General features: G+C 64.7%; 20 protein-coding genes, 1 rRNA gene and 1 pseudogene. 16 read left to right on the top strand and 6 right to left on the bottom strand.

Going from position 1 to position 25,104, the window contains the following annotated elements:
- The 7 genes from rrf to ACNFCI_RS22890 all read left to right on the top strand — a co-directional run.
- Window positions 1–85, top strand: a 5S ribosomal RNA gene (rrf, locus tag ACNFCI_RS22920); the annotation flags it as partial.
- A gap of 147 nt (window positions 86–232) precedes the next feature.
- Window positions 233–3,715 carry an exodeoxyribonuclease V subunit gamma gene (gene recC, locus ACNFCI_RS22915; RefSeq protein ID WP_368830041.1) on the top strand — a complete coding sequence of 1,161 codons (3,483 nt, stop codon included), beginning with the start codon at window positions 233–235 and terminating at the stop codon, window positions 3,713–3,715.
- Window positions 3,712–7,389 (top strand): exodeoxyribonuclease V subunit beta, encoded by a 3,678-nt coding sequence (gene recB, locus ACNFCI_RS22910; RefSeq protein ID WP_368830040.1) that lies wholly within the window; start codon window positions 3,712–3,714, stop codon window positions 7,387–7,389. The genes recC and recB overlap by 4 nt, the downstream gene beginning before the upstream one ends.
- Window positions 7,386–9,461, top strand: coding sequence for an exodeoxyribonuclease V subunit alpha (gene recD / locus ACNFCI_RS22905; RefSeq protein ID WP_084858478.1), 2,076 nt, complete (start codon window positions 7,386–7,388; stop codon window positions 9,459–9,461). The genes recB and recD overlap by 4 nt, the downstream gene beginning before the upstream one ends.
- Window positions 9,462–9,540: 79 nt before the next feature.
- Entirely contained in the window at window positions 9,541–10,113 is a 573-nt protein-coding gene (locus ACNFCI_RS22900) for a YfiR family protein (RefSeq protein ID WP_084858477.1), read from the top strand.
- On the top strand, window positions 10,110–11,381 hold the full coding sequence (locus tag ACNFCI_RS22895; protein WP_084858476.1) for a diguanylate cyclase domain-containing protein: 1,272 nt from the start codon (window positions 10,110–10,112) through the stop codon (window positions 11,379–11,381). The genes ACNFCI_RS22900 and ACNFCI_RS22895 overlap by 4 nt, the downstream gene beginning before the upstream one ends.
- Before the next feature lie 3 nt (window positions 11,382–11,384).
- On the top strand, window positions 11,385–11,882 hold the full coding sequence (locus ACNFCI_RS22890) for an OmpA family protein (protein WP_368830039.1): 498 nt from the start codon (window positions 11,385–11,387) through the stop codon (window positions 11,880–11,882).
- A 124-nt stretch (window positions 11,883–12,006) separates the two neighbouring features.
- Here the strand turns inward: ACNFCI_RS22890 and ACNFCI_RS22885 are convergent, their stop codons facing one another.
- On the bottom strand, window positions 12,007–12,951 hold the full coding sequence (locus ACNFCI_RS22885; RefSeq protein ID WP_084858474.1) for a LysR family transcriptional regulator: 945 nt from the start codon (window positions 12,949–12,951) through the stop codon (window positions 12,007–12,009).
- Window positions 12,952–13,069: 118 nt separating this feature from the next.
- Here ACNFCI_RS22885 and ACNFCI_RS22880 point away from each other — a divergent pair, with 118 nt between their 5' ends.
- Both ACNFCI_RS22880 and mmsB read left to right on the top strand, forming a co-directional pair.
- Window positions 13,070–14,596, top strand: a complete 1,527-nt coding sequence (locus tag ACNFCI_RS22880) for a CoA-acylating methylmalonate-semialdehyde dehydrogenase (RefSeq protein WP_224456987.1) — start codon at window positions 13,070–13,072, stop codon at window positions 14,594–14,596.
- Between the two features lie 28 nt (window positions 14,597–14,624).
- Entirely contained in the window at window positions 14,625–15,512 is an 888-nt protein-coding gene (mmsB, locus tag ACNFCI_RS22875) for a 3-hydroxyisobutyrate dehydrogenase (RefSeq protein ID WP_084858472.1), read from the top strand.
- A 206-nt stretch (window positions 15,513–15,718) separates the two neighbouring features.
- Here mmsB and ACNFCI_RS22870 read toward each other — a convergent pair whose 3' ends face one another.
- Together ACNFCI_RS22870 and dmeF are read right to left on the bottom strand one after the other, a co-directional pair.
- Window positions 15,719–16,063 (bottom strand): cupin domain-containing protein, encoded by a 345-nt coding sequence (locus ACNFCI_RS22870; RefSeq protein WP_084858471.1) that lies wholly within the window; start codon window positions 16,061–16,063, stop codon window positions 15,719–15,721.
- 95 nt (window positions 16,064–16,158) lie between these two features.
- Window positions 16,159–17,103, bottom strand: a complete 945-nt coding sequence (dmeF, locus tag ACNFCI_RS22865) for a CDF family Co(II)/Ni(II) efflux transporter DmeF (RefSeq protein ID WP_368830038.1) — start codon at window positions 17,101–17,103, stop codon at window positions 16,159–16,161.
- A 70-nt stretch (window positions 17,104–17,173) separates the two neighbouring features.
- Between dmeF and ACNFCI_RS22860 the strand changes: the two genes are divergently transcribed.
- The 4 genes from ACNFCI_RS22860 to ACNFCI_RS22845 all read left to right on the top strand — a co-directional run bounded on the left by ACNFCI_RS22860 (window position 17,174) and on the right by ACNFCI_RS22845 (window position 18,805).
- Window positions 17,174–17,449 carry a metal/formaldehyde-sensitive transcriptional repressor gene (locus tag ACNFCI_RS22860; protein WP_084858469.1) on the top strand — a complete coding sequence of 92 codons (276 nt, stop codon included), beginning with the start codon at window positions 17,174–17,176 and terminating at the stop codon, window positions 17,447–17,449.
- A 310-nt stretch (window positions 17,450–17,759) separates the two neighbouring features.
- Window positions 17,760–17,942, top strand: coding sequence for a type II toxin-antitoxin system HicA family toxin (locus ACNFCI_RS22855; RefSeq protein WP_196143798.1), 183 nt, complete (start codon window positions 17,760–17,762; stop codon window positions 17,940–17,942).
- 56 nt (window positions 17,943–17,998) lie between these two features.
- Complete coding sequence (locus ACNFCI_RS22850) at window positions 17,999–18,406, top strand: type II toxin-antitoxin system HicB family antitoxin (protein WP_368830037.1); 408 nt, start codon at window positions 17,999–18,001, stop codon at window positions 18,404–18,406.
- Window positions 18,407–18,481: 75 nt separating this feature from the next.
- Window positions 18,482–18,805, top strand: a complete 324-nt coding sequence (locus ACNFCI_RS22845; RefSeq protein WP_368830036.1) for a DUF3077 domain-containing protein — start codon at window positions 18,482–18,484, stop codon at window positions 18,803–18,805.
- 168 nt (window positions 18,806–18,973) lie between these two features.
- Here ACNFCI_RS22845 and ACNFCI_RS22840 read toward each other — a convergent pair whose 3' ends face one another.
- Window positions 18,974–19,288: a putative quinol monooxygenase gene (locus ACNFCI_RS22840; RefSeq protein ID WP_368830035.1), complete on the bottom strand. Its 315-nt coding sequence runs from the start codon at window positions 19,286–19,288 to the stop codon at window positions 18,974–18,976.
- A gap of 165 nt (window positions 19,289–19,453) precedes the next feature.
- Here ACNFCI_RS22840 and ACNFCI_RS22835 point away from each other — a divergent pair, with 165 nt between their 5' ends.
- The 3 genes from ACNFCI_RS22835 (at window position 19,454) to ggt (ending at window position 22,889) form a co-directional block, all read left to right on the top strand.
- Window positions 19,454–20,041, top strand: a complete 588-nt coding sequence (locus ACNFCI_RS22835) for an NAD(P)H-dependent oxidoreductase (protein ID WP_084858465.1) — start codon at window positions 19,454–19,456, stop codon at window positions 20,039–20,041.
- Between the two features lie 166 nt (window positions 20,042–20,207).
- A complete protein-coding gene (locus tag ACNFCI_RS22830) occupies window positions 20,208–21,113 on the top strand; it encodes a LysR family transcriptional regulator (RefSeq protein WP_084858464.1) in 906 nt (301 codons plus the stop codon).
- Window positions 21,114–21,221: 108 nt separating this feature from the next.
- Window positions 21,222–22,889: a gamma-glutamyltransferase gene (ggt, locus tag ACNFCI_RS22825; RefSeq protein WP_084858463.1), complete on the top strand. Its 1,668-nt coding sequence runs from the start codon at window positions 21,222–21,224 to the stop codon at window positions 22,887–22,889.
- Between the two features lie 34 nt (window positions 22,890–22,923).
- Here ggt and ACNFCI_RS22820 read toward each other — a convergent pair whose 3' ends face one another.
- The gene (locus tag ACNFCI_RS22820; protein WP_416768274.1) at window positions 22,924–23,628 is read right to left on the bottom strand and encodes a methyl-accepting chemotaxis protein; all 705 of its coding nucleotides are present in this window, start codon (window positions 23,626–23,628) and stop codon (window positions 22,924–22,926) included.
- Window positions 23,629–23,826: 198 nt separating this feature from the next.
- Window positions 23,827–24,708, bottom strand: a pseudogene (locus ACNFCI_RS22815) (methyl-accepting chemotaxis protein); the annotation flags it as partial.
- Window positions 24,709–25,104 lie beyond the last annotated feature (396 nt).

The raw sequence follows: 25,104 nt of genomic DNA, 5'->3' as shown, positions 1-25,104 counted from the left end.
ATCCCATCCCGAACTCAGCAGTGAAACGATGCATCGCCGATGGTAGTGTGGGGCTTCCCCATGTGAGAGTAGGTCATCGTCAAGATTCATTTCGCAAAACCCCTATCTGCGCGAGCAGGTAGGGGTTTTGTCTTTCTGGCGTCTGAAACTCACGGACCAGGCCATGCAGCCCGTCTGGTGCCCACGTGATATCGTTCCCCCTCAGCCTCCAGCGCCTGCCAGAGACCTCCCGATGCACAATACCCCGCACCTCCACCCCGGCTTCATGATCGTCCACGGCAACCGCCTCGACGACCTGCGCAGTCTGGTCGTGAGCTGGATGCGTCGTTACCCCCTGGCGCCGCTGGAAAACGAGATCGCCCTGGTGCAGAGCAACGGCATCGCGCAATGGCTCAAGCTTGCCCTGGCCGAGGATCCGCAGGATGACGACCAAGGCGGCTGCGGCATCGCCGCCGCGATCGACGTGCAACTGCCGGGCAGCTTCATGTGGCAGCTCTACCGCCGGGTGTTGGGTCGCGACGAAATTCCTGAAGTCTCGCTGCTGGACAAGGCGCCGCTGACCTGGCGCCTGATGCGTCTGCTGCCTGCCTTGATCGAACGGGAGCACTTCGAGCCCCTGCGGCGCTTCCTGACCGACGACAGTGATCTGCGCAAGCGTTACCAGCTGGCCGAGCGCCTGGCCGACCTGTTCGACCAATACCAGGTCTACCGCGCCGACTGGCTCAAGGAGTGGGCTGCAGGGGGCCATGTGCTCAACAGTGCTCGGGGCGAGCGCAAGCCCCTGGCCGCCGGCAATCGCTGGCAGGCCGAACTGTGGCGAGCGCTGCTGGAGGACGTAGGCGAGCAGGGCATGGCCCAGAGCCGCGCCGGCGTACACCAGCGCTTCATCGAGCGTATAAATCAACTCGAACACGCACCTGCCGGCCTGCCGAAACGAGTGATCGTCTTCGGTATCTCGTCTCTCCCGGCCCAGGCGCTGGAAGCCTTGGCTGGCCTGGCGCGCTTCAGCCAGGTGTTGTTGTGCGTGCACAACCCCTGTCGCCATCATTGGGCCGATATCGTGGCCGACAAGGACCTGCTCAGGCACCAGTACAAGCGCCAGCAGCGCAAGCAAGGCATGCCCCTGGACCTGGACGACGAGTCTTTGCACCAGCACGCCCACCCTCTGCTGGCCGCCTGGGGCAAGCAGGGCCGCGACTATATCAACTTGCTCGACAGCTACGACGACCCTGGCAGCTACCGCGGCGTATTCAGCGATGGTCGCATCGACCTGTTCCAAGAGGCGACACCCGACAACCTGCTGCGCCAGTTGCAAGACGACATCCTCGAATTGCGCCCCTTGGCCGAAACCCGCGAACTGTGGCCGGCAGTCGACCCCGCCAAGGACCGCTCCGTGCGCTTCCATGTAGCCCACAGCCCGCAGCGAGAAATGGAGATCCTCCACGACCAGCTGCTCGCCCGCTTCAGTGCCGACCCCACGCTACGCCCACGGGATGTCATCGTCATGCTCCCGGCGATCGACGACTACGCACCCCACATCCGTGCCGTCTTCGGCCAGCTCGAGCGCAGCGACCCGCGCTACATCCCGTTCACGCTCACCGACCAGGGCCAGCGCGGCCGCGAGCCATTGCTGATCGCGTTGGAACACCTGCTCAAGCTACCCGAAAGCCGCTTCGCCGTGAGCGAAGTGCTGGACTTGTTGGACGTGCCCGCCGTACGTGCCCGCTTCGCCATACAGGAAAGCGACCTGCCAACCCTGCACCGCTGGATCGAGGGTGCCGGCATCCGTTGGGGCCTGAGCGCCGAGCAGCGCGCCACCCTGGGCCTGCCCATGGGAATCGAGCAGAACAGCTGGCGGTTTGGCCTGCGACGTATGCTGCTCGGTTACGCCGTGGGTGTCGGCGAAGGCTGCGACGGTATCGAGCCCTATGACGAGATCGGAGGCCTCGACGCCGCGCTGATCGGCCCATTGGTGGCCTTGCTCGATGCTCTCGACGTGGCTTGCCAAGCCCTTTCGCAGCCCGCCAGCGCAACCGAGTGGGGCGAACGTCTGCAAGCGCTGCTGCGGGTATTCTTCCTGGCCGAGGACGAGCACGACGAGTTCCTCCTGATGCAACTGCAGGACTTGCGTGACACCTGGCTCGCCACCTGCGAAACCGTCGGCCTGCAAGACCCGCTACCGCTCACCGTGGTCCGCGAGGCTTGGCTCTCGGGCCTGGACCAGGGCAAGTTGTCCCAGCGGTTCCTGGCAGGGTCGGTGAACTTCTGCACCCTCATGCCCATGCGCGCTATCCCCTTCCGGGTGGTGTGCCTGCTGGGCATGAACGACGGCGACTACCCTCGCGCCCAACCGCCCCTGGACTTCGACCTGATGGCCAGCGACTACCGCCCAGGCGACCGTTCCCGACGCGAAGACGACCGCTACCTATTGCTCGAAGCCCTGCTCTCGGCACGTGACCAGCTGTATATCAGTTGGGTCGGGCGCAGCATTCGCGATAACAGCGAGCGCCCCGCATCGGTATTGATCGGCCAGCTACGCGACCACTTCGCCGCGGGCTGGACGCTGGCCGGTGCCAAATCTGGGGCCCTTGAAAACCCTGGCGAGCAGTTGCTGCACGCCCTGACCCAGGAACACCCGCTGCAGCCTTTCAGCCCACGTTACTTCCAGAAGGGCAGCGCACTGTTCAGCTATGCCCATGAATGGCAGGTCGTGCACCAGACAATGGAGCCGACCTCGGCCAGCGACGACCCGCTACCGCCCTATAAGGATGAAGAGGCGCTGAGCCTTACCCACCTGCAGGACTTCCTCCGCCACCCCGTGCGGCATTTCTTCAGCCAGCGGCTGAAGGTGTTCTTCGAGGCCCTGGAAACACCGACACCAGATGAAGAACCCTTCGTCCTCGATGCCCTGCAACGCTACAGCCTCAGCGAAACCCTGCTGGGTGCGGCACTGGCCGACCCGGACAATGCCGAGCAAGCGCTGCAAGGCCAGGCGCGACGTTTACAGGCCTGCGGGCTGCTACCTTTAGCCGGTTTTGGCGAGATGCTCCAAGCCGAGCTGATCCAGCCCTTGCCTGACCTGCTGCAGCGCCACCGATACTTGCTCCAGCGCTGGCCTGACGTGGTGGAGGGCGCCCTGCCGATCCACTTCGAAAGGGGCGAGCAGCGCCTGGAAGGCTGGCTGGGCCGGGTCTACCAGGCCCAGGACCAGAGCCTGCTGAGCATCGCCACCGTCCCCAACACCTTGGGCGCAGGGCGCAACAGCGTCAAATGGCACCGGCTGGTACCCACCTGGGTCATGCACCTGGCCGCTTGCGCCGCCGGCTACCCCTTGCACAGCGCGATGGTCGCCAGCGACCGGACCCTGCTGCTCGACCCGCTGCCCCAGGCCCAGGCCGCGGAGCTGCTGGCCGACCTTTTGATCGCCCGCCAGGCTGGGATGAACGCACCCCTGCCCGTGGCCGCCAAGACCGCCTTCGCCTGGCTGGAGCAAAGTGACCCGGCCAAAGCCCTGGTTGCCGCAGAACGAGCCTATGAAGGCGATGGCCAGAATACCTTCGGCGAGCGCAGCGAAAGCCTGGCCTTGGCCCGCCAGTTCCGCGACTTTGCCGCGCTCTGCGCCGACGAGACCTTCGAAGGCTGGTGCGAAACCCTGTACCGCCCACTGTTCGCTGCGCCCTGGCAAACCCTGGGCGCCCCGGAGACTGCCGCATGACCCAGGCCCGCCCCTTGGCATTGAGCTTTCCGCTGCACGGCAGCCAACTGATCGAAGCTAGCGCCGGCACCGGCAAGACCTTCACCATTTCGGCGCTGTACCTGCGCCTGATCCTCGGCCATGGCGGCGAAAACGGCTTTGGTCGTGAGCTGCTGCCGCCGCAGATCCTCGTGGTGACCTTCACTGACGCTGCCACCAAGGAGCTGCGCGAGCGTATTCGCGCACGCCTGGCCGAGGCCGCACGTTTCTTCCGCGGTGAACTGACCGAGGCCGACCCGCTGCTGCACCTGCTGCGCGACGACTACCCCGCCGAACACTGGCCGCGCTGCGCGAGCCGGCTGGAGGTCGCGGTGCAGTGGATGGACGAGGCGGCGGTGTCGACCATCCACGGTTGGTGCCAGCGCATGCTGCGCGAGCACGCCTTCGACAGTGGCAGCCTGTTCACCCAGAGTCTGGAAACCGACCACAGCGACCTGCTGGGTCAGGTCATGCGCGACTATTGGCGACGCTTCTGCTACGGCATGCAAGGCCAAGCCCTGGCCTGGGTGCGCAGCCAATGGGGCAGCCCGGACGCCTTGCTGCCACGGATCCGCCCGCTGTTTGGCCGGGTGCGCGGTGACCTGGACGACGAACAGCCCCAAGCGCTGATCGAGGCCACCCTGCGCGAACGCGCCGCGCAGCTCTGCCAGCTCAAGGCCCCCTGGGGGCAATGGGCCGACGAGCTGCACCAGATTTGTCGCGATGCCGTCGCCAGCAAGCTGGCGGATGGTCGCAAACTGCAAGCACGTTTCTTCGAGCCCTGGTTCGACAAGCTGCGGGCCTGGGCCGGCGACGATCAGGTCCTGGAACTGGACTTGGGTACCGGCTTCACCCGCCTGACCCCAGCCGGCATGGCCGAGGCCTGGAAGTCCGGTACCCCGCCAGACCACCCCGCGTTGTTGGCCATGGAGAACCTGCGCGAACAACTGCAAGCGCTGCCCAGCCCTGATGCCCGTCTGCTCGAGCATGCCGCTGCCTGGGTGTCGGCGCGTTTCGAAGTGGAAAAACGCCGGCGCGCCGAGATGGGCTTCGACGATATGCTGCTGCGCTTGGAGCATGCCCTGGCCAGCGAGTCCGGCGAGCGCCTGGCCGGCCTCATCCGGGAGCAGTTCCCCGTGGCCCTGATCGACGAGTTCCAGGACACCGACCCGGTCCAGTACGGCATCTTCGAACGCATCTACTGGATCAGCGAAAACCGCCGGGAAACCGGCCTGTTCATGATCGGCGACCCCAAGCAGGCGATCTACGCCTTCCGCGGCGCCGACATCTTCACCTACCTGGCTGCCCGCCGTGCCACCAGCGGCCGACTGCACAGCCTGGACACCAACTACCGCTCCAGCCAGGCCATGGTGGCGGCGGTCAACCGCGTGTTCCTTCAGGCCGAAGCTCGCCTCGAGGGGCGAGGGGCCTTCCTGTTCCGCGAAAGCGGCGACAACCCGCTGCCCTTCGTCGAGGTCCGCGCCAAGGGGCGCAGCGAGCAGCTGCTGGTCGATGGACAACCCTGCGCCGCCTTGCAGTGCTGGCAGCTGCAGAGTGAAGAACCGGTCTCCAACACGCTCTACCGCCAACAGCTCGCCGCCAGTTGCGCCAGCCACATCGTCAGGTTGCTCAATGGCGGCCAGCACGGCGTGACCGGTTTTCGTGATGCCCAAGGCTCGCTGCGACCGTGCCAGCCATCGGACATCGCCATCCTGGTGCGTGATGGCCGCGAAGCCCAACTGATTCGTGCCGAACTGGCCGCCCGCGATGTACGCAGCGTGTACCTCTCCGACAAGGACTCGGTGTTCGCCGCCCAGGAGGCCCATGACCTGCTGATCTGGCTCAAGGCCTGTGCCGAGCCTGACTCCGAGCGCCTGCTCAAGGGCGCCCTGGCCAGCCTCACCCTCGAGCTGCCCCTGGCCGAACTGGAGCGCCTGAACCAGGACGAGCGGGTCTGGGAAGGCTGGGTCATGCGTTTCCGCCTGTACCGCGACACCTGGCAGCGCCAGGGTGTGCTGCCCATGTTGCGCCGCCTGCTGCACGACTTCCAGCTGCCGCGCACGCTCATGGGCCGCAGCGATGGCGAGCGGGTGCTGACCAACCTGCTGCACCTGGCCGAGCTGTTACAACAGGCCGCCAGCGAGCTCGATGGCGAGCAGGCGTTGATCCGTCACCTGGCCGAACATCTGGCCAACGCCGGCCAGGCGGGCGAAGAGCAGATCCTGCGCCTGGAAAGCGACGAACAACTGGTCAAGGTGGTGACCATCCACAAGTCCAAGGGTCTGGAATATCCGCTGGTCTACCTGCCCTTCATCTGCACCAGCAAACCAGTGGACGGCCAGCGCCTGCCGTTGACCTGGCACGACAGCCAAGGTCAGGCCCACCTGACCCTGACGCCGAACGAAGCGCAGATCGCCCGTGCCGATGACGAGCGCCTGGCCGAAGACCTGCGCCTGCTCTACGTCGCCCTGACCCGCGCCCAGTACGCCTGCTGGCTGGGCATCGCCGACCTCAAGCGCGGCAGCCAGAAGACCTCCCAGTTGCACAGGTCGGCCCTGGGCTACCTGTTGGGCGGTGGCGTGCCGCTGGCTGCGTCGGGCCAGCTGGCCGGCTGGCTGCAGGCCTTGCAGGCAGGCAGCCGCGACATCGCCTGCCTCGGCCTGCCCGAGCCGAGCGAGGACGTCTACCACGCCCCGCGCGATACACGCGAGCTGCTGCCAGCGCGCAAGCCGCGTCGGGCTGCCGCCGAACACTGGTGGATCGCCTCCTACAGCGCCCTGCGCGTGGGCGACCAGACCCTCGGTGCCGACAGCTCCCAAGCCCAGCAATTGCTGGACGATGAGCAGGCCGACACCCAGCTGCTGCGCGAAGTCCCGGTCGAAGGCGGTGACATCCACCGCTTCCCCCGCGGCCCGAACCCAGGCACCTTTCTTCACGGCCTGCTCGAATGGGCTGGCCGGGAAGGTTTCGCCGAGGTCAGCGCCCAGCCCGAGCTGATCAGGCGTACCGTCGGCGAGCGCTGCAACCGCCGCGACTGGACCGGCTGGATCCCGACCCTGGAACACTGGCTCGGCCAGTTGCTCACCGAGCCGCTGCCTCTGCAACCCCAAGGCCCGACCCTGACCCTCGCACATTTGCATCAATACCAGATCGAAATGGAATTCTGGTTCGCCAGCCACCAGGTAGATGCCGTGCGCCTGGACCAGCTGGTGGTGCGACATACCCACGGCAACGCCGCACGTCCTGCGGCTCTGCCGACCGTGCTCAACGGCATGTTCAAAGGTTTCATCGACCTGGCGTTCGAGCTGGACGGTCGCTACTACGTGGCCGACTACAAGTCCAATTGGTTGGGCCCCGACGCCCAGGCCTACAATGCATTGGCCATGGAGCAAGCGATCCTCGAGCACCGCTACGACCTGCAATACGTGCTCTACCTGCTGGCCTTGCACCGCCAGTTGCGCGCGCGCCTGCCCGACTATGACTATGACCGCCATGTCGGCGGCGCGGTGTTCATCTTTCTGCGCGGCGTCGGCAGCGCCGGCCACGGTTTGTATTTCGCCAAGCCGCCGCGTGCCCTGATCGAACAACTCGATGCGCTGTTCCGGGGCGCCCACGAACCCGAACAGCAAGACCTGTTTGCCGGAGCCGCGCCATGAGCCGACGCCTCGATGACCTATTGCCCACGCCCCTGCACGCTGAACAACTGGTGGCCCTGGCGCCCCTGCGCGAAAGCCGCGACCTGCTGGTGCTGCTCGACCGCTGGGTCGAGCGCGACTGGCTTCGGGCGTTGGACCGCGCGTTCGTCAATTTCCTCGAAGAGCGGGCCCCGGGCAGTGACCCCTTGCTGCTGCTGGCGGCGGCCCTGGCCAGCCACCAGCTTGGCCACGGTCACGTCTGCCTTGATCTGGAGCAAACCCTGGCCGAGCCGGATTTCGCCCTGTCGTTGCCCCCGGAGGGTGATGCCCTGGCCGGGCCTTTGCTGCTGCCCTCGCAGTTGCTCGCCGGCCTGGCCCTGGATACCTGGCTGCAACACATCGCTGCCAGCCCCCTGGTGGCGGCCGGGGACGCTCCCGGGCACGGCGCGAGGCCCCTGGTGCTCAGTGGCCGGCGCCTCTACCTGCGTCGTTACTGGAGCTACGAGCGGCGTATCGACCAGGCCTTGCGCCAGCGCCTGAGCCAGAACGAGCATATTCCGGCCGACCTTCCCGCGCGTCTCGAGCAATTGTTCGCAGGTGGCGCCCCGGCTGGCCAGGTCGACTGGCAGAAGCTCGCCTGCGCCCTGGCCACACGCGCAGCCTTCAGCATCATCACCGGCGGCCCGGGTACCGGCAAGACCACCACCGTGGTGCGTCTGCTGGCCTTGCTCCAGGCCCCGGCGGTGGAGCAGGGCCGCCCGCTGCGCATTCGCCTGGCGGCCCCGACCGGCAAGGCTGCCGCGCGCCTCACCGAGTCCATCGGTCAGCAGGTCGAGCGTCTGCAGGTCGGCAGTGAGGTGCGCGGGCACATCCCCACCGAGGTCAGCACTGTCCACCGCCTGCTGGGCAGCCGCCCCGGCTCGCGACACTTTCGCCACCATGCCGGCAACCCGTTGCCGCTGGACGTACTGGTGGTCGATGAGGCCTCGATGATCGACCTGGAAATGATGGCCAATCTGCTCGATGCCCTGCCGCCCCGGGCTCGCCTGGTATTGCTGGGCGACAAGGACCAGCTGGCCTCGGTGGAAGCCGGTGCGGTGCTCGGTGACCTGTGCCGCGATGCCGAAGACGGGTGCTACTCCCCGGCGACCCAGGCCTGGCTGGAGCAGGTGGGCGGCCAGTCGCTCGAAGGCAGTGGCCTTGCGCCGGGCGATGCGCAGCGCAACCCCTTGGCGCAACAGGTGGTGATGCTGCGGTATTCCCGGCGTTTCGGCGAAGGCAGCGGCATTGGCCAACTGGCACGCCTGGTCAACCGCCAGCAAGCCCAGCAGGCACGTGACCTGCTGACCCTGCCGCCGGCCGATGTGTTCGGCCTGGCCCTGCGCGGTGAACACGACCGCGCCTTCGACCGCCTGTTGCTCGACGGCCTGGGGCGCGGCGACGACGGCCCCCAGGGTTACCGCAGCTACCTACGCACCATTGGCCGCCACCGCCCGGCGCCTGGCACGCCCGCCGACGATCCGCGCTGGGAACACTGGGCCAGCAAGGTGCTGCACAGCTTCGAAGACTTCCAGTTGCTCTGCGCGGTGCGCAAGGGCCCCTGGGGTGTCCAGGGCCTGAACGAGCGCGTGGCGCGAGTGTTGGGCAACGCCGGGCTGATCGACAGTCAGCAGCCCTGGTATGAAGGCCGGCCGGTACTGGTGACCCGCAATGACTACGGCCTGGGCCTGATGAACGGCGATATCGGCATTGCCCTGCGCCTGCCCGACGACCTGGGCGAGCCCGTGCTGCGCGTGGCCTTCCCGCGCAACGACGGTAGCGGCGGCGTGCGCTTTGTCCTGCCAAGCCGGCTCAACGAGGTGGAAACGGTATTCGCCATGACCGTGCACAAGTCCCAGGGCTCGGAGTTCAACCATACGGCGCTGGTCTTGCCCGATTCGCTCAACCCGGTGTTGACCAAGGAACTGGTCTATACCGGTATCACCCGGGCCAAGCACTGCTTCAGCTTGGTCGAGCCGCGTGCCGGGGTATTCGAAGAGGCGGTAGCACGTAAGGTGCGCAGGATTTCCGGGTTGATGCTGGAGAAAGTGTGACGTAACGCACATTCCTGAGGCCAAAGGCACTGTGCTATCGTTGCGCTAATTTCTTAAGGGATTTTGAGAGATTTCCTACATGGTGGCTGCCTCATCCTGGGGGCGCGTGTTGGGCCATGCGCTTTCGCCGGCGTTAGCCGCCCTGTTGCTGTTCGCTGGCCTTGCGCAGGCAGAAGCCCCGGCCAGCGCTGCCCAGGCTCAACAACGGGCCAAGGCCGTGACCCAGGTGGTACTGGGCATCCTCAGCTATGCCCGCTGGCCGGCCACCCCCGCGCCGCTGCGCCTGTGCCTGGTGGGCCCTACCGAATACGCCGATGACCTGATCAAGGGCAATGTGCAGAATTCCGGCCAACCGCTGGAGGTACGCCGCCTGCTGGCCGACGACGCACGCATCGCCAATGCCTGCGATGCCGTTTACATCGGCAAGCTGAACAGCGGGGAGCGCGAGCGGTTGTTCCAGGCCATCAATGGCCATCCGGTCCTGAGCATCAGCGAGGCCGATGATCCCTGCAGGGTTGGCAGCCTGTTCTGCCTGCGTGTCGGCGATGACCAGGTGGCCTTCGAAGTGAACCTCGACTCGGTGGCGCGTAGCGGTGTGCGTATCCACCCCAGCGTGCTGCAGCTGTCGCGGCGCCGGGCGGTGCAGCCATGAAGCTCGCTGCCAAGCGCGGTACCCGCCCGACCCTGCGCTCGGTGCTGGGCCGTGGGCATTTGAGCGTAGCCCTGTTGGCGGTAGGCCTGGCGGGTATTTCCCTGACCTTGCTCGGTGTGCTCGCCCTGCGTGTGTATGCCAACCACAACCTGCACCTGATCGCCCGCTCGATCAACTACACCGTCGAAGCCGCCGTGGTGTTCAACGACGGCCCGGCCGCCAAGGAGGCCCTGGCGCTGATCGCGGCCACCGAGGAAGTGGCTGATGCAAAGGTGTTCAACCGCGACGGCGAGCAACTGGCCCACTGGCACCGCGACGACGATGGCATGTTCGCCCAACTGGAAGCCGAAGTGGCCCGCGCGTTGCTGGACGAGCCGATCAATCTGCCGGTGGTGCACCAGCAGCGTCAGGTGGGCCATATCGAACTGGTGGGGCAGGGCGGCAACCTGCTGCGCTTCCTGTTCAGCGGCCTGGCCGGGATCCTGTTCTGTACCTTGCTCAGCGCGGTGCTGGCCATCTACCTGTCGCGCCGGCTGTTCGGCGATATCGTCGGCCCGCTGCGCAGCCTGGCCAGCGTGGCCCACGCCGCCCGCCGCGAGCGCAGCTTCGACCGGCGCGTACCCGAGGCGCAGATCGCCGAGCTCAACGAGCTGGGCAATGACTTCAATGCCTTGCTCGACGAGTTGGAGGCCTGGCACAGCCACCTGCAGAGCGAAAACGAGAACCTTGCCCACCAGGCCAGCCACGACAGCCTCACGGGTCTACCCAACCGTGCCTTCTTCGAAGGGCGCCTGAGCCGCACCCTGCGCAACGCCGCGCGGCAGCGCGAGCACCTGGGGCTGCTGTTCCTCGACAGCGATCACTTCAAGCAGATCAACGACAGCCTCGGCCATGCCGTGGGCGACGAAGTGCTGGTGAGCGTCGCCAAGCGCATTCGCGCCCAGCTGCGTGAACACGATCTGGTGGCGCGCCTGGGCGGCGACGAATTCGCCGTGCTGCTGGCCCCGCTGCACGCGCGGGACGACGCCCAGCGCATTGCCGAAAAGATCGTCGAGAGCATGAAGGTGCCGATTCTGCTGGACGGCGGCAAGCAGATCACCACCTCGATGAGTGTTGGCATCGCCTATTACCCGGACGACGGCAACGACCCGGCCGGGTTGCTCAATGCCGCCGACGTGGCGATGTACCAGGCCAAGCGCGTGCGCCGTGGGCATTGGCAAGTGGCGCAGACGGACCGCTGCGCCACTGACGTTGATAACAGGAGCTGAACCGTGATCTACCGTTTCCACGCATTGCGTTTTCCCTTGCTGGCCGTGCTGCTGGCGTTGCTGGCCCTGGGCGGCTGCCAGAGTGTGCCCCAGGGCCTTACTCCCGAACAGATCGCTACCCTCAAGCGCGAGGGCTTCGCTCCGACCGACGAGGGGTGGGCGTATGACCTTTCCGGCAAGGTGCTGTTCGGCAGTGACCTGGACAGCCTGAACAGCCAGAGCCGGGCGATCGTCGAGCGCATCGGCAAGGCCTTGCTGGCGGTGGGCATCCAGCGGGTGCGTATCGATGGCCATGCCGATGCCTCGGGCAAGGAGGCCTACAACCGGCAGTTGTCCGAACGCCGTGCGCAGAGCGTGGCGCGGGCACTGATCGGCATTGGCATGCAGCCGCAGAACATCCGGACTGTCGGCTTGGGCAGCAGCCAGCCGGTGGCCGACAACCGTACCCCGGCCGGGCGTACCGAAAACCGCCGGGTGTCGATCGTGGTGGCATCCAACTGAAAGGCCTGCGCCCTTGATCGCGGGACAAGCCCGCTCTCACAGGTATGGCGGTGCCTTTAAAAACAGCGCAGGACAGGTGGGAGCCGGCTTGCCGGCGATGGGGGCGAAGCAGCCCCGCTCGATGTCAGGCGAAGCGCATATCCCGCGTCTGCCCCATCAGCAACGGCGCGTTCGCCTCGGTCACATCGCGAATGTAGTCCCACAGCAGGGTGATGCGCTTCAACTTGCGCAGGTCCTCCCGGCAATACATCCAGAACTGCCGGGTAATCTCCACCTCCTGCGGCAACAGGTTGACCAATCGCGCATCCTGCGCCGCCAGGAAGCACGGCAGGATCGCCAGCCCACGCCCCTGCAATGCCGCCGTGTACTGGGCGATCACACTCGTACTGCGCAGGTGCGCGTTGGCATTGGGGATCAGATTGGCCAGGTACAGCAGCTCCGAGCTGAAGGCCAGGTCATCGACATAACTGATGAACCGGTGGTTCACCAGGTCGGCTGCCGTGCGGATCGGTTCGTGGTTGTCCAGGTACTCCTGGGTGGCATACAGCCGCAAGCGGTAGTCGCATAGCTTGCAACACACGTAGGGCCCATGCTCGGGCCGCTCCAGGGCGATGACGATGTCCGCCTCGCGCTTGGACAGGCTGATGAAGTGCGGCAGCGGCAGGATGTCCACCGAGATCGCCGGGTAGGCATCGACGAAATGGCTCAGTTGCGGGGTGACGAAAAAGCTGCCGAACCCCTCCGTGCAGCCCATGCGCACATGTCCCGACAACGCCACGCCTGAGCCGGACACCTGCTCGCAGGCCATGTGCAGCGTGCTTTCGATCGATTCGGCATAGCCCAGCAGGCGCTGGCCTTCGGCGGTCAGGACGAAGCCGTTGGTCCGTGATTTCTCGAACAGCAGCGTGCCCAGGGCGCCTTCCAGCGAGCTGATGCGCCGTGACACCGTGGTGTAGTCCACCGCCAGGCGCTTGGCCGCGCTGCTGGCCTTGCGGGTGCGCGCCACTTCCAGAAAGAACTTCAAGTCGTCCCAGTTCAGTGAACTCAGGGAGGTGAGGTCTTTTTGCATGATGATCCGGTTTTTTTGTGCGTTCTTGTTGGATGTTTGCACATCTATACTCGAAAAAAGCCCCACGGCGCCACCCGCTGGCGATCTCGTTCCGACAATAATTCCAAGGAGAGCGCAGATGAACGCACCCCATACCCCAGACCAGGCCAAGGTCGAGCAGGTCAAGCTGCTGATCGACGGCCAGTGGGTCGAGTCCAAGACCACCGAGTGGCGCGACATCGTCAACCCGGCCACCCAGCAGGTGCTGGCGCGGGTTCCGTTCGCCACCGTCGATGAAGTCGATGCCGCCGTGGCCGCCGCCCAGCGAGCCTTCACGACCTGGCGCGACACCCCGATCGGTGCGCGCATGCGCATCATGCTCAAGCTGCAGGCGCTGATCCGCGAACACACCAAGCGCATCGCCCAGACCCTCAGCGCCGAACAGGGCAAGACCCTGGCCGACGCCGAAGGCGACATCTTCCGTGGCCTGGAGGTGGTCGAGCACGCCGCCTCCATCGGTACCCTGCAAATGGGCGAGTTCGCCGAAAACGTCGCCGGTGGTGTGGACACCTACACCCTGCGCCAGCCCATCGGCGTGTGCGCCGGCATCACCCCGTTCAACTTCCCGGCGATGATCCCGCTGTGGATGTTCCCCATGGCCATCGTCTGCGGCAACACCTTCGTACTCAAGCCGTCCGAACAAGACCCGCTGTCGACCATGATGCTGGTGGAGCTGGCTCTGGAAGCTGGCGTGCCGGCCGGTGTGCTCAACGTAGTGCATGGCGGCAAGCAGGTGGTGGACGCCATCTGCACGCACAAGGACATCAAGGCGATTTCCTTCGTCGGCTCCACCGAAGTGGGCACCCACGTCTACAACCTCGGCAGCCAGCACGGCAAGCGCGTGCAGTCGATGATGGGCGCCAAGAACCACGCCGTGGTGCTACCCGACGCCAACCGCACCCAAACCATCAACGCCCTGGTCGGTGCCGCCTTCGGCGCGGCCGGCCAGCGCTGCATGGCCACCTCGGTGGCGGTCCTGGTGGGCAAGGCCCGCGAGTGGCTGCCGGACATCAAGGCCGCGGCCAGCAAGCTCAAGGTCAATGCCGGCTGCGAGCCGGGCACGGATGTCGGCCCGGTGGTGTCCAAGCGTGCCAAGGAGCGTGTGCTGGGCCTGATCGAAAGCGGCATCAAGGAAGGCGCCAAGCTCGAGCTGGACGGCCGCGACGTCAAGGTGCCGGGCTACGAGCAGGGCAACTTCGTCGGCCCCACCCTGTTCTCCGGCGTGCGCACCGATATGCAGATCTACACTCAGGAAATCTTCGGGCCGGTGTTGGTCACCCTGGAAGTCGACACCCTCGACGAAGCCATCGCCCTGGTCAACGCCAACCCGTTCGGCAACGGCACCGGCCTGTTCACCCAGAGCGGCGCGGCGGCGCGCAAGTTCCAGAGCGAGATCGACATCGGCCAGGTCGGCATCAACATCCCGATCCCGGTGCCGGTACCGTTCTTCAGCTTCACCGGCTCACGCGGCTCCAAGCTCGGCGACCTGGGCCCGTACGGCAAGCAGGTGGTGCAGTTCTACACTCAGACCAAGACCGTCACCGCCCGCTGGTTCGACGATGACAGCGTCAATGACGGTGTGAACACCACCATCAGCCTGCGCTGAGCCATCAGCCTGCGCCAAGGAGAAAGTCATGCGTATCGCATTCATCGGCCTGGGCAACATGGGCGCGCCCATGGCCCGCAACCTCATCAAGGCCGGGCACCAGCTGAACCTGTTCGACCTGAACAAGGCCGTGCTGGACGAGCTCGCCGAACTGGGTGGGCAGGTCAGCGCCTCGCCCAAGGACGCTGCGGCCGCCAGCGACCTGGTGATCACCATGCTGCCGGCGGCAGCCCATGTGCGCAGCGTCTACCTGAACGACGACGGTGTGCTGGCCGGCGTGCGTCCCGGCACGCCGACCGTTGACTGCAGCACCATCGACCCGCAGACCGCTCGCGATGTGTCCAAGGCCGCAGCGGCCAAGGGTGTGGACATGGGCGACGCGCCGGTGTCCGGCGGCACCGGCGGCGCGGCGGCCGGCACCCTGACCTTCATGGTCGGTGCCAGCGCCGAACTGTTCGCCACCTTGAAGCCTGTGCTCGAGCAGATGGGCCGCAACATCGTGCACTGCGGTGAAGTCGGCACCGGGCAGATCGCCAAGATCTGCAACAACCTGCTGTTGGGCATTTCCATGATCGGCGTGTCCGAGGCCATGGCCCTGGGCAATGCACTGGGCATCGACACCAAGGTGCTGGCCGGCATCATCAACAGCTCCACCGGGCGTTGCTGGAGTTCCGATACCTACAACCCCTGGCCGGGCATCATCGAGACCGCCCCGGCGTCGCGGGGCTACACCGGCGGCTTCGGCGCCGAGCTGATGCTCAAGGATTTGGGCCTGGCCACCGAGGCTGCGCGGGTCGCGCACCAGCCGGTGATCCTGGGCGCCGTCGCCCAGCAGCTGTACCAGGCCATGAGCCTGCGCGGTGAAGGCGGCAAGGACTTCTCGGCGATCGTAGAGAGCTATCGCAAGAAGGATTGACGAGCGAGGTGAGTTTTATCGCGGGCCAGGTGGCTTTCCCCATGTAACTGCGCACCTTGGGGAAGGGCATCTGCCCCGCGATGTTTTTTTGCCTGTGACGCATTCCCTCGTGGGCGATTCGCAGAGAACAGTGGCTAATGCCGCGATCAAGGGCGACGGCGATATCGGGACCGCCGCTCCCACAGGGTTGGGTGATGTCGACTGGGTCAGGCGAACACGAAGTACTTGCGCACGGTCTCGACCACTTCCCAGGTACCCTTCAGGCCCGGCTCGATGATGAACACATCACCCGCTTTCAGGTGCTTGGGCTCTTCACCTTCCGGGGTGATGATCACGTAGCCTTCCAGGAAATGGCAGAACTCCCACTTCTCGTAGTTGATCTCGAACTTGCCCGGGGTGCAGATCCAGGTACCCATGATCTTGCTGCCGTCGGCAGACAGGTAGGCGTTCAGGTTGACCGTCTGCGGGTCGCCGCCGATGCGCTTCCACGGGGTGGCGTTCAGGGCCGGGATCGGGCAGGTTTCACGCAGGACGGTGATGAAATCGGACATGGCAGGCTCCAGGTAAATGGCTGAATGACACGCCACCATAGGGCCTGCGCTCGTACTGCAGTTGCCTGGGCTCGACACCCAGGTGCCTGGTTGCGCTATTGGTGGCCCGCCAGCGCGTTCACTTCCACGGTGACATGGGCCAGCTCCTCGTGGACGGCCAGGGCCTTGCGCACGTTATCCGCCTCCAGCGGCAAGCTGCTCGCCAGGCTGAGGATGCAGGCATACTGGTCCTTGCCCACGCGCCACACGTGCAGGTCGGTGATGGTGGCAGGCACCGGCAACTGGGCCACCACTTCGCGGATTTCCTCGACCACCGGTGCGTCCATCTCGGCATCGAGCAGCACGCGCCCGGTATCGCGCAGCAGGCCCTTGGCCCACACCGCCACCAGCACCGCACCCACCAGGCCCATTACCGGGTCCAGCCAGCCGGCACCCCAGAACTTGCCCGCCAGCAGCGCGACGATGGCCAGCACCGAGGTGGCGGCGTCGGCGATCACGTGCAGGTAGGCCGAGCGCAGGTTCAGGTCCTGGTGGTGGTGATGGCCGTGATGGTGATGATCGTGGTCATGATGATGGTGGTGGTCGTGGTCGTCGCGCAGCAGCCAGGCGCAGACAAGGTTCACGGCCAGGCCTACGACGCCGATGGCGATGGCTTGGTCATAGTGGATCGGCCCTGGCGTCAGCAGCCGTTCCACTGACTGGAACGCCATCAGGCCGGCCACGCCCAGCAAGAGCAGGGCACTGGAATAGCCGCCGAGGATCTCGATCTTCCAGGTGCCGAAGGCGAAGCGCCGGTCGCCTGCATAGCGCCGTGCCGCCGCATAGGCCAGCAGCGACAGGCCCAGGGCCAAGGCATGGGAGCTCATGTGCCAGCCGTCGGCCAGCAGTGCCATGGAGTTGAAGTACCAGCCGCCGGCAATCTCGGCCACCATCATCAGGGCCGTGAGCCAAACGGCCAAGCGTGTCTTTCGCTCGGCGCCCAGATTGCTGGTATGGAACTGATGGCTGTGCAGCCACTTGTCAGAGGTTTGCGCCACCATGGTTTATCATGCTCCAGAATGTGTGCGGCACATACTATACCCCAGTATACCTATGAAGGTGCGAGGCTGAATGGCACATACCATCAAGAGCAAGAAACAACTGCTGACCCGCGTGCGCAAGATCAAAGGCCAGGCGGCGGCTTTGGAGGCCGCGCTCGAGCAGGACAAAGACTGCCTGGGCATCCTGCAGCAGATCGCTGCGGTGCGGGGGGCGGTGAATGGGCTGATGGCCGAGGTCATGGAAGGGCATATCCGCGAGCACCTGGTGGCCGACGGGTTGAGTGCCCAGGCGCGGCAGGAAGAGGCCGACAAGGTGGCGGCATTGTTGCGGTCTTACCTCAAGTGAGATGTCCGTTGCGCCAGGCTCACGCTGAAAATGCGCCGCTTGTCGATGCGCTGGGTGATCTGGAAACGGGGTTTGAGCTGGTAGATCGATGGCACGGCGAAGTCCCTTTCATGGCGCGACATGGCGGGGATTGTGGGGACAGAATCCGGCTGGGCTGCAAGCGGCAAATGTCTTACACGTGAACCGGATGAGGCTTATTCAAAAGGACTAAATGGCCGCTTGTCGTCTTGCATGTGCATAGTGTGTATTACTCTTTGTTTTTGCCAATATCGATGTGTACCATACACATCAACGGCCGAAGGAAGGGTGAATGCGCAGTAGGGACGTGATCCAGCTCATCGAAGCGGATGGGTGGTATGAGGTGGAGGTGAAAGGAAGCCATCATCAGTTCAGGCATCCCATAAAGCGAGGAAGGGTTACGGTTCCCCATCCTAAAAGTGATTTGCCAAAGGGCACTGTGCACAACATCTTGAAACAAGCTGGCCTGAAATAGGATCGGTCGCGATGCTCGAGCAGGTTTACCACCTCGAACCTTTATGGAGATAGTCGATGAAGTTCCCAGTCGTATTGCACAAAGACGTTGATTCGGACTACGGCGTCATCGTGCCTGATGTACCTGGCTGTTTCTCCGCCGGTGCTAGCGTCGCTCAAGCGCTGGAGAATGTTCAGGAGGCTCTGACGTTGCATTTCGAAGGGCTGGTGGCGGATGGCGAGACGTTGCCACAAGCGCAAGAAGTCGATGTTCATGTCGTGAATCCCGATTACGCCGGAGGAATATGGGCGGTCGTGGATTTTGATGTGACGCCCTATCTGGGGAAGGCGGTGCGTTTCAACGCCACGCTGCCAGAGAACCTGTTGCAACGCATTGATGAGAAAGTGAAACGTGATCATCGCTATGCTTCTCGCTCCGGCTTCCTGGCCTCGGCCGCTTTGCGTGAATTGGCCGCGGCGCATTAGTGAAATAGGCTGCTTTGCAACTCCCATAGGGAGTAGCCCCAGAAACATCGGATTTTCCCTCTTTGCGTAGTCCGTTTGCGAAACATACTCTCGCCGCACTTCTGCCATTGCGATGGGTATTGTTCCCCCTCTAGTCTCGCCGGGTCGTTGCCCATTCAGCGACCGGGTTTAGCAGCCCATTCAATATCAGGCTCAAGTGCTCACCTCAGTTGCGAAATCGCTTCGCGTCATGGTGGCTGTGTACGGGGCACCTTCGGGTGCGCCGGGTGCCTGACGCTTGAGTCAGCCCTGGCGGAGCAGGGGGGCAGCAACCTGATGTGGGTGGCCCATTACCTCAGCGGCATGGCCAAGGCGTTGATGGATGATGCAGCGGAAGGGCTTGAGGCGAACAGGTCCTGAGCCTGCTGTTGCCTGATCTACCGCAATCGCGGGCAAGCCCGCTCCCACAGGTTCTCCGCGGCCCTTGAGAGCGGCGCGGAACTTGTGGGAGCGGGCTTGCCCGCGATTGCGATAGACCAGGCGCCGGAGGACCGCAGTCGTTCCCAGTGGTAGGAGGCTGCTTGTTGGTCAATGTCGGGCGGAGGACGGGCTGAGCATCTCGATCATCTGGATATCGAAATCCCGCTCCAGGTACTCCATGCGCTGCTCGAAGAACTCACGCATATGTGGCAGGGCCGAATGCACGTCCAGGTCGGCCTTGCTGGCCCATACCTCGTAGAACACGAACAGGCTTGGGTCTTCTTTGTCGCGCAGCATGTGGTATTCGATGCAGCCCGGCTCCTGGCGGCTGGGCTCGACATAGGCCCGGAACAGCTGCTCGAAGGCTTCGGCCTTTTCCGGGCGGGTCTTGGCTTTGAGGATGAAGGCGTATTGCTCGGTCATGTGCATGGGCCTCGAAGGCAGTGAAGATGACTGCATTCTAAAGCAACAATATGTTTTTCATTCGTGCCCTTAGCGCAAATGTATTTTGCCATCGAGCCGCTTTTTCTCTGGTCCTCGCCTGCCTAATCTGCCGCCATCCATTCGACCTGCTCACGAGGCCCACCCATGAAAAAGATTCTCCTGCTCAACGGCGGCAAACGCTTCGCCCACTCCGACGGTCGCCTGAACGAGACCTTGCATGAAGCTGCCCTGGCCCACCTGGATCGCGCAGGTTTCGATGTGAAGCAGACCTTCATCGATGGTGGCTACGACGCCCAGGAAGAAGTCGAGAAATTCCTCTGGGCCGACGTGGTGATCTGGCAGATGCCCGGCTGGTGGATGGGCGCGCCCTGGACCGTGAAACAGTACATCGACGAGGTCTTCACCGCCGGCCACGGCAGCCTGTACGCCAATGACGGCCGTACCCGTTCCGACGCCTCGCAGAAATACGGCAGTGGCGGCTTGATCCAGGGCAAGCAGTACATGCTCTCGCTGACCTGGAATGCCCCACAGCAGGCTTTCGACGACCCGAGCGACTTCTTCGAGGGTAAGGGTGTGGATGCGGTGTACTTCCCGTTCCACAAGGCCAACCAGTTCCTGGGTATGACCGGCCTGCCGACCTTCCTGGCCGTGGACGTGATGAAGCGCCCGGATGTACCGGCGGCGCTGGCGGCCTACGAAGCGCACCTGGACCGGGTGTTCGGCAAGGCTTGATGATGTTGTCGAGGCCCCATCGCCGGCAAGCCGGCTCCCACTGTCCTGCGTTCACCGCCAGCCTGTGGGAGCGGGCTGGCCCTGCGATTGGGCCGCGCAGCGGCCCCTTGCACCGATCCGTTTCACCCGCTATCTATCAGGGCTACTCCCACTCAAGGCCTACCGTGTGAAAACCCGATCCGAAGAACTCCAGGTATTCGTCGCCGTCATCGATTGTGGCTCGATCTCCGCCGCTGCCGAACAGATCGGCCAGACCCCCTCGGCGGTCAGCCGCACCTTGTCGCGACTGGAAACCAAGCTCGGCACCACGTTGGTCAACCGCACCACCCGGCGCATGGACCTGACCGAGGAAGGGCGTTTCTTCCTGGAGCGCTCGCGGCGCATCCTCGAGCAGATGGACGACATGGAAGAGCACCTGTCCATGCACAACCAGACGCCTTCCGGGCGCCTGCGCATCAATGCCGCAGCGCCCTTCATGCTGCACGCCATCCTGCCGTGGATCGGCGAGTTCCGCCGCCAGTACCCTGGCATCGAGCTGGAACTGAACACCGACGACCTGATCATCGACCTGCTGGAACAGAGCACCGACGTGGCCATCCGCATCGGCGACCTGGCCGACTCCAGCCTGCATGCGCGTTCACTCGGCTGCAGCCCGATCCAGGTGCTGGCCAGCCCTGACTACCTGGCACGCCACGGCACGCCGCAAACGGTCGAAGAGCTGAAGGACCATTGCCTGCTCGGCTTCAGCCAGCCTGAGTCGCTCAACCGCTGGCCGTTGCGCCATGCCCAGGGTGACCATTGGCAGATCCGCCCCAGCCTGATCGCCTCCAGTGGCGAGACCCTGCGCCAGCTGGCGCTGGCCGGCGAGGGCATCGTCAGCCTGTCGCACTTCATGAGCCATGAGGACATCCGTACCGGCCGCCTGCAGGTGGTGCTGGGCGAGTTCAACAACGGCTATCGCCAACCGATCCATGCGGTGTACTACCGCAATACAAAGTTGGCCCTGCGGATCCAGTGCTTTCTCGACTTCATTCAGGAAAAGCTGGCGGTATACACCAGCCAAGTTGTCTGAGCGCGACAGGGCTCTGATCATCATGTAGGAAATTTCTTCGGTGATTTGCTTAGTCGAAATGCTTCAGCCTTAATGACTGATCAAACTAACAACACCAAGGAAGTTTGCATGCGTATTGTCATGTTCCAGCCTATGGTCCTGGGGGCCGCGATCCTGAGCTGCTCCAGCGCATACGCGGTAACCCTGGAGGGCGGGGCGGTGGCCGCGCCCGATCAATATGGCGCACAAGTGGCCGCCGATATCCTCAAGAAGGGCGGCAACGCAGTGGACGCCGCCGTAGCCACGGCCTTCACCCTGGCGGTGACCTACCCTGAAGCCGGAAACATCGGCGGCGGCGGCTTCATGACCTTGTTCGTCGACGGCAAGCCGTACTTCCTCGACTACCGCGAAGTGGCGCCGAAGGCCGCCACCCGCAACATGTACCTGGACGAAAAAGGCGAGGTGATCGAGAACCTCAGCCTGGTCGGCGTGCGTGCGGCCGGTGTACCTGGCACGGTGATGGGCCTGTGGGAAGCGCACCAGAAGTTCGGCAAGCTGCCCTGGAGCGAGCTGCTGACCCCGGCCATCGGGTATGCGAAAAACGGTTTCAAGGTGGCCGAAAAACAGTACCAGTACCGCAACGATGCCCAGGGCCTGTTCAAGACCGCCACCAACTTCAACGACTACTTCGGCACCATGAAGGTGGGCGAGCTGTTCAAGCAGCCCGAGCTGGCCCAGACCCTGGAGCGCATTGCCGACAAGGGCGTGAGCGAGTTCTACCAGGGCAAGACCGCCGACCTGCTGGTGGCGCAGATGCAGGCCGACAAGGGCCTGATCACCAAGGCCGACCTGAAGGACTACAAGGCCGTGTGGCGCGAGCCGATGGCGATCAGCTGGCGCGGCAACATGGTCTACACCGCACCGCCGCCGAGCTCCGGCGGCGTGGCCCTGGCCCAGCTGCTGGGCATCAAGGAAGCGCGCGCGGCAGACTTCAAGGGGGTGGAACACAACTCGGCCAAGTACATCCACCTGCTGTCCGAAATCGAGAAGCGGGTGTTCGCCGACCGCGCCGACTACCTCGGTGACCCCGCCTTCACTCAGGTGCCGGTCGACAAACTGGTCGCCCAGGACTACCTCGCCAAGCGCGCTGCCCAGGTGAACCCGAGTGCCATCTCCAGGACCGAAGATGTAAAGCCGGGCCTGGAGCCGCACCAGACCACGCACTTTTCCATCGTCGACAAGCAGGGCAATGCGGTGAGCAACACCTATACCCTCAACCTGGACTACGGCAGCGGCGTCGTGGTCAAGGGCGCGGGCTTCCTGCTCAACGACGAGATGGACGACTTCAGCGCCAAGCCAGGCGCAGCCAACGCCTTTGGCGTAGTGGGCGGCGATGCCAATGCTATCGAGCCGGGCAAGCGCATGCTCTCGTCCATGAGCCCGAGCCTGGTGACCCGTGACGGCAAAGTGGCGCTGGTGCTCGGCACACCGGGCGGTTCGCGCATCTTTACGTCGATCTTCCAGGTGATGAACAACCTGTACGACTACCGCATGCCGCTGGAGAAGGCGGTGGCAGCGCAGCGGGTGCACCACCAGTTGCTGCCCAAGGACACCATCTACTACGACAGCTATGCGCCGCTGACCGGCAAGGTGGCCGATGAGCTGAAGCAGATGGGCTATGTGCTGGAGGACCAGGGGTGGGAGATGGGCGATATCCAGGCGATCCGGGTGACCGGGGAGCAGCTGGAAACCGCCTCTGACCCGCGTGGGCGGGGTGTGGGAATGATCGTCAAGTAATCCGGTAGCGGGGCTGCAAAGCAGCCCCAACCACTCAGACGCGGAACTTGCTCACCAGCATCTGCAGGTGCCCACCCAACCGCGCCAGCTCCACGCTGGACGCTGCCGTCTCGTCGCTGGCCGTCGCTGTCTGCTCCGACACATCCCGCACGTTCAGGATGCTGCGGCTGATTTCCTCGGCCACCGCGCTCTGCTCTTCGGCTGCCGCGGCGATTTGCTGGTTCATCGACTGGATGTTCGACACCGTGCGGGTGATGTTGTCCAGCGAGGCGCCGGCCTTGCGTGCCAGCTCGACGCTGCTGTCGGTCAGGCTGCGGCTGCCGTTCATGACGTCGGCCACCTGCTGGGTACCGTTCTGCAGGCTGGCCACCAGGCCTTCGATCTCTTCGGTGGACTGCTGGGTGCGCTGCGCCAGGCCGCGGACCTCGTCGGCGACCACGGCGAAACCACGGCCGGCCTCACCGGCACGGGCAGCTTCGATGGCGGCGTTGAGCGCCAGCAGGTTGGTCTGCTCGGCCACCGACTTGATCACGTCCATGACGCTGCCGATCTTCTGGCTTTCCTGCTGCAGCAGGGTCATGGCCTCGGTGGAGCGGTGCACTTCCTCGGCCAGGCGTTCGATCTGGCTGATGGCTTCGCCGACCACACGGTCACCGGCACGGGCTTCGTCATCGGCACCGGTCGCGGCGTGGGAAGCCTGCTCGGCATTGCGTGCCACTTCCTGCACGGTAGCGGCCATTTCATGCATGGCGGTGGCCACCTGGTCGGTCTCGACCTTCTGGCTGTTGGCGCCAGCGCTGGTCTGCTCGGTGACGGCCGAGAGCTGTTCGGCGGCGCTGGCGATCTGGGTGACGCCGTCGCGAATACCGGTAATCAATTCACGCAGGGTGGCGCCCATGCGGGCAATGCCCTGCTGCAGCACACCCAGCTCGTCGCGACGGGTGATACGCAGGTCCTGGGTGAGGTCGCCGCTGGCGATCTTTTCCACAGCATCCAGGGTTTCGCGCAGCGGGCGGGTGATCTGGCGGGTGATGAGCACGGCGGCCAGCACGCCGACCAGCAAGGCCAGGAGCGTGGCGATGGTCTGCAGGCTGCGGGCCTGGAGGCTTTCCTCGTCGCGCCGGTCGAGCTGGATCTGGTACAGCTGGTCGCTGCGCTTGACGATATCGGCGCCTTGCACGGTCATTTCCGCGCGGGCCACGGCGATCTGGGCCAGCGCCTCGCGGAACTGGGAAACGGCGGCGCGGTAGGCTTGCAGGCCGTTCTCGAACTGCTGCACGCGGGTTGCATCGTTGGGCAACTCACGCTTGAGGCCGTCGATTTCCGCCAGGGCGCTATCGAGTTGACGCAAGGCGGCCTGCTCGGCGTCGGCGCTCTGGTCGGCAATGTAGCTACGCACGTCCAGGCGCACCTGGGCCAGGGTCTGCTTGGCCTTGCTGACCACCTGGTACTGGGCCAGACGGGTGCTGTCGGCATCGGTGCTGGCGAGCACGTCGCGGCTGATCGCCTCGATCGGCTCGTTGGCCAGGGCGGCCGCCTTGCCCATGGCGTCGCGGGCGGCGAGGCTGGCGTTGTAGCCCTTGCGCATCTTGTCCAGCGAGACGCGGTACTCGCTGATGGTCTGGCCCTGTTCACGCAGCAGCTTGAGGTTTTCCGGGCTCTTGAAGGTATTGACCAGGTGCTGCTGCTGGGCGCCGAAGGCATCGAGCTTGGCCAGCACATTGGCCGCCGAGGTGTCGTCGCCGTTGGTCAGCATGTACTGCAGGCGCGCCACGCGCAGGTTGGTCAAGTCACTGTTGAGCTTGGTGATGTCGCTCATCCAGTTGCTGCGGTCGATCAGGCTGCCCAGGCTGGTCCAGCCGGTCAGGGCCAGAAGGCCGGTCAGAAGCAGGACCAGGCCGAAGCCCAGGCCGAGTTTGAGGTTGACGCTGATATTGGCAAACCAGCCGTTCATGGCACGCTCTCCAGAAATTGATTTCGCTCGCTTGATCTCCAATCGCTGGGCATTGTTGTTATCGGGGCCCGCTGATTCCTGTGCGGGTTATCGGCAGCTGGAGACGAAGCTGAAACGCTTTTTCAGCGGATTTGTAACCTGCTGAAAACGTTTGCGTTTTGGAGAGGTGGGGCTGCTTTGCAGCCCGTTCGCGGCACAAGGCCGCTCCTACAGGCACCGCGAAACTGTAGGAGCGGCCGTGTGCCGCCAACGGGCCGCCCA

Origin of the sequence: Pseudomonas sp. NY15356, from assembly GCF_048068175.1 — a bacterium.
In the GTDB taxonomy this organism is placed as follows: domain Bacteria; phylum Pseudomonadota; class Gammaproteobacteria; order Pseudomonadales; family Pseudomonadaceae; genus Aquipseudomonas; species Aquipseudomonas putida_K.
Note: the sequence above shows the minus strand (reverse complement) of the source record. Positions and strands in the feature narration are given on the sequence as shown.